Source organism: Planomonospora algeriensis (assembly GCF_977012225.1).
This window is the reverse complement of record NZ_CDRNDK010000579.1, coordinates 1-3,427: the sequence shown is the minus strand read 5'-3', so window position 1 is coordinate 3,427 and position 3,427 is coordinate 1. Positions and strand designations below refer to the sequence as shown.

Below are 3,427 nucleotides of genomic sequence, written 5' to 3'. Positions count from 1 at the left end.
GCCGAGGTGCCGGCTCGCGCCGGTCGCCCTCGCTGACCCGCAGCGCCGCGACCGGGCGGCCCGACAGCACCGCGGCGGCGTTGACCGCCTCCCCGGCCGAGACGCCGGAGAAGCCCCACCGGGTCCCGCTGCCCAGGTTGCCCGGCCCCTGGGTGACGATCGCGACGTCGGCCGCCAGGACGTGCCGGGCCGCCAGCAGGCCGGTGTGCACGGTGACCGCCTCCACGTCCCCGCCGAAGGACTGGCCCGTGGTCACCGTCCCGCACAGCCAGCCGATCTCCCTCAGCCGCGCGCACGACATGGAGAACCACGCGGGCAGCGCGCCCCCGTCGAGCATCACGTAGGCGACCCGGACGCCGGGGCGGGAGCCGTACAGGCCGCACAGGACCGCAGGGAGGGCCGAGTGCAGGTCGGCGACCACGACCGGCATGCCGTCCAGCGAGTCGGCCTCGCGCAGGACCTCGTGGTGCGGCGAGTCCTGCTCGTCGGCGCCGAGCACGGTGGCCTGCAGCGGGGTGTAGCGTGCCTTCACCAGATGTCCCGGTCCGTGTGGATCTTCCGGTAAACGGTCGGGAAGTGCCACCACCATGGCGTAACCTCCCGTACCGAGACCCATCGCGAGCGCGGTCGTGTTGAGCAGCACCGCGTCGCCGGGCTCGGGGCGTCCCACGAGGGCGGGGTAGGCGAGCGCACGCGCGCCGCCCTCCTCGGTGGTGACGTCCAGCTCCACCGCCCCCGGCCATTCGCGCCGGATCCGTACGACCTCGCCCCTGCGCCATCTGATCACGCGGGGAAGGGTAGCGTCATTTGAACAGGGAGGGAGGCCGGATGTCACGCCGGAAGACCGAGCGGCTGCTGAACCTTGTGATCTGCCTGCTCGCCACGCGGCGGCCGCTGAGCGCCGAGCACATCCGCCAGGCCGTGCCCGGCTACGACTCGGCCAACGACGAGGCCTTCCAGCGGATGTTCGAGCGCGACAAGAACGAGCTGCGCGAGATCGGCATCCCGATCGAGGTCCAGAAGGACCCCTGGGAGGAGGACCCGGGCTACCGGATCGTCCGGCAGGCCTACGAGCTGCCCGAGATCACCCTGGAGGCCGACGAGGCCGCCGTGGTGGGCCTGGCGGCCCGGGTGTGGCAGCGGGCCAGCCTGGCCGAGGCGGCCAGCGGGGCGCTGCTGAAGCTGCGCGCCGGGGGAGTGGAGACCGACGAGACCGGCGGTATGCTCGGCGGCGCGCTGGAGCTGCGGGTCGACACCCGCGACCCGGCCTTCCCGGCGCTGTGGGAGGCCGTGCGCGACCGGCGCCCGGTCCGCTTCCCCTACCGCGTCGCGGCCGGGGAGAGCGTGCTGACCCGGACGGTCGAGCCGTGGGGCGTGGTCAGCCGCCGCGGCCGGTGGTACGTCGCGGGCCACGACCGCGACCGCGACGCCCCCCGGGTCTTCCGGCTCAGCCGGATCACCGGGCCGGTGGTCCCGGCCGGCCGGCCCGGCACCGTGACGGTCCCCGAGGGCGTCGACATAAAGTCGATGGTGGGCTACCGCGACGACGGGCCCCTGACCCCGCGCACCGCCGTCATCCGGGTCCGCGAGGGCTCCTGCCAGGGCCTGCGCCAAGTGGCGAAGGCCGTACGGCCCGCCGGTGCGGGCTGGGACGAGCTGGAGGTCGACTTCACCGACCCCGAGCGGCTGGCCGGCTGGGTCGCCGGGTTCGCGGCCGACGCCGAGGTGGTCGGGCCGCCCGACGCCCGCGAGGCCGTCATCTGCCGCCTGAAGGGGGCGCTGGCATGATCGACCCGACCGGACCCGGTACGGCGGGCACGGTGAGCGAGGCGGCCGCGCGGGCCGCCCGTGCGGTGAGCGAGCAGTGAGGAGCGGGCGATGAGCGGGACGGCCGACCGGTTGCCGAGGCTGCTGGCCCTCGTGCCCTACCTGATGTCCCACCCGGGGGCGGAGGTGCCCGAGGTCGCGAAGGTCTTCGGGCTGACCGAGAAGCAGCTCATCGACGACCTGCAGCTGGTGTGGATGTGCGGGCTGCCCGGCCACACCCCCGGGGACCTGATCGACGTCTCCTGGGACGGCGGCGAGATCGTCATCGACAACGCCGAGACCATCGCCCGCCCGCTCCGGCTGGGCGTGGACGAGGCCAGCGCGCTGCTGGTGGCGCTGCGCATGCTCGCCGAGATGCCGGAGTTCGGCGAGCGCGACGCGCTGGCCCGGGTCATCGCCAAGTTCGAGCAGGCCGCCGGGGAGGGCGCCGCCGCGGTCAGCAGCCAGGTCGCCGTCGAGGTGGACGCCACGCCCGACGCGCTGCCGGCCGTCAACGAGGCGCTGCGGCGCGGCAGGCGGCTCTCGCTCCGCTACTACGTGCCGGGCCGCGACGAGATTACCCCGCGCGAGGTCGACCCGATGCGGCTGGTCGTGGTGGACGGCCGCTCCTACCTGTCGGGCTGGTGCTACCGGGCCGAGGCGGTCCGCCTGTTCCGGCTGGACCGCATGCTGGACGTGGACGTGCTGGACGTGGCCGCGGACCCGCCCGCCGGGGCGGTGCCCGACGAGGTGACGCCCGGGGTGTTCCGCCCCTCGCCCACCGACGAGCTGGTCGAGCTGGAGCTGACCGCGGCGGGCCGCTGGGTCGCCGAGTACTACCCGTGCGAGCGGGTCGAGGAGCTCGGCGAGGGCCGCCTGCGGGTGGCGCTGCGGGCCCGCGACCAGAGCTGGCTGCTCCGGCTGGCGCTGCGCCTGGGCGGCACCGGCCGGGTGGTCTCCCCGGCCTCGCTGGCCGAGAGCGTGCGGGCCGCGGCCACGGCGGCGCTGGCGCGCTACGAGTCGGTCTCCTGAACCGGGGCCGGATGTACGGCGGACCCGCGGTCGGGAGTCGGTCTCCTGAACCGGTGGCGGACACGTGGCGGACGTACGGCGGACACGCGGTTAGGATCCGGTGACATGAGCTGGATCCTCGCCGCGGTCGGACTGGGCTTCACGGGAGTGGCGGTCCTGGGCCTGATGGGGGCCCGCGTGCTGCTCGCCACCCGTGAGCTGGGCCGGGAGGTGGACCGGACGCGGCGGCGGCTGGAGGGCGTCCGGGACCCCTCGGCCGGACGGCCGGAGAAGGACCGGAGCGCGGAGGGATGAGTATGCGCCCGGGGCAGCGTACGATCGGCACAGAGACTGCACGTCGCTCGGCTTAAGGATGTGTCATGCCCAATCTCGGAGCCCCTGAACTGATCATCATCGGGGTCATCCTGGTGCTGCTCTTCGGCGCCAAGAAGCTCCCCGAGGCCGCTCGCGGGCTCGGCCGGTCGCTCCGCATCTTCAAGGCGGAAACCTCCAAGCTCCGCGAGGACGACGAGACCGCCACCGCGACCGCCACCGTCGTGCCGGCGCAGCCCGCCGCCCCGGCCCCGCCAGCAGCTCGCCACGCCCCGCC

General features: G+C 74.6%; 5 protein-coding genes. 4 read left to right on the top strand and 1 reads right to left on the bottom strand.

The features are described from left to right. Window positions 1–787 (bottom strand): DUF3866 family protein (locus ACWJ6R_RS32730; RefSeq protein WP_449065928.1); only part of this gene is annotated, 787 nt, incomplete at its 3' end. Window positions 788–828: 41 nt separating this feature from the next. On the opposite strand from ACWJ6R_RS32730, the gene ACWJ6R_RS32725 reads away from it, so the two are divergent. The 4 genes from ACWJ6R_RS32725 to tatA all read left to right on the top strand — a co-directional run. Then, complete coding sequence (locus ACWJ6R_RS32725) at window positions 829–1,788, top strand: helix-turn-helix transcriptional regulator (protein ID WP_449065927.1); 960 nt, start codon at window positions 829–831, stop codon at window positions 1,786–1,788. Window positions 1,789–1,878: 90 nt separating this feature from the next. After that, window positions 1,879–2,838, top strand: a complete 960-nt coding sequence (locus ACWJ6R_RS32720; protein WP_449065926.1) for a helix-turn-helix transcriptional regulator — start codon at window positions 1,879–1,881, stop codon at window positions 2,836–2,838. A gap of 105 nt (window positions 2,839–2,943) precedes the next feature. Next, a complete protein-coding gene (locus tag ACWJ6R_RS32715; protein ID WP_449065925.1) occupies window positions 2,944–3,132 on the top strand; it encodes a hypothetical protein in 189 nt (62 codons plus the stop codon). A gap of 65 nt (window positions 3,133–3,197) precedes the next feature. Then, a partial coding sequence (gene tatA / locus ACWJ6R_RS32710) for a Sec-independent protein translocase subunit TatA (protein WP_449065924.1) occupies window positions 3,198–3,427 on the top strand: 230 nt, incomplete at its 3' end.

Excerpts from the sequence above, each read along its gene's own strand:
- ACWJ6R_RS32715 (WP_449065925.1), top strand. The coding sequence starts at position 2,944 with ATGAGCTGGATCCTCGCCGCGGTCGGACTGGGCTTCACGGGAGTGGCG.
- ACWJ6R_RS32720 (WP_449065926.1), top strand. The coding sequence starts at position 1,879 with ATGAGCGGGACGGCCGACCGGTTGCCGAGGCTGCTGGCCCTCGTGCCC.
- ACWJ6R_RS32725 (WP_449065927.1), top strand. The coding sequence starts at position 829 with ATGTCACGCCGGAAGACCGAGCGGCTGCTGAACCTTGTGATCTGCCTG.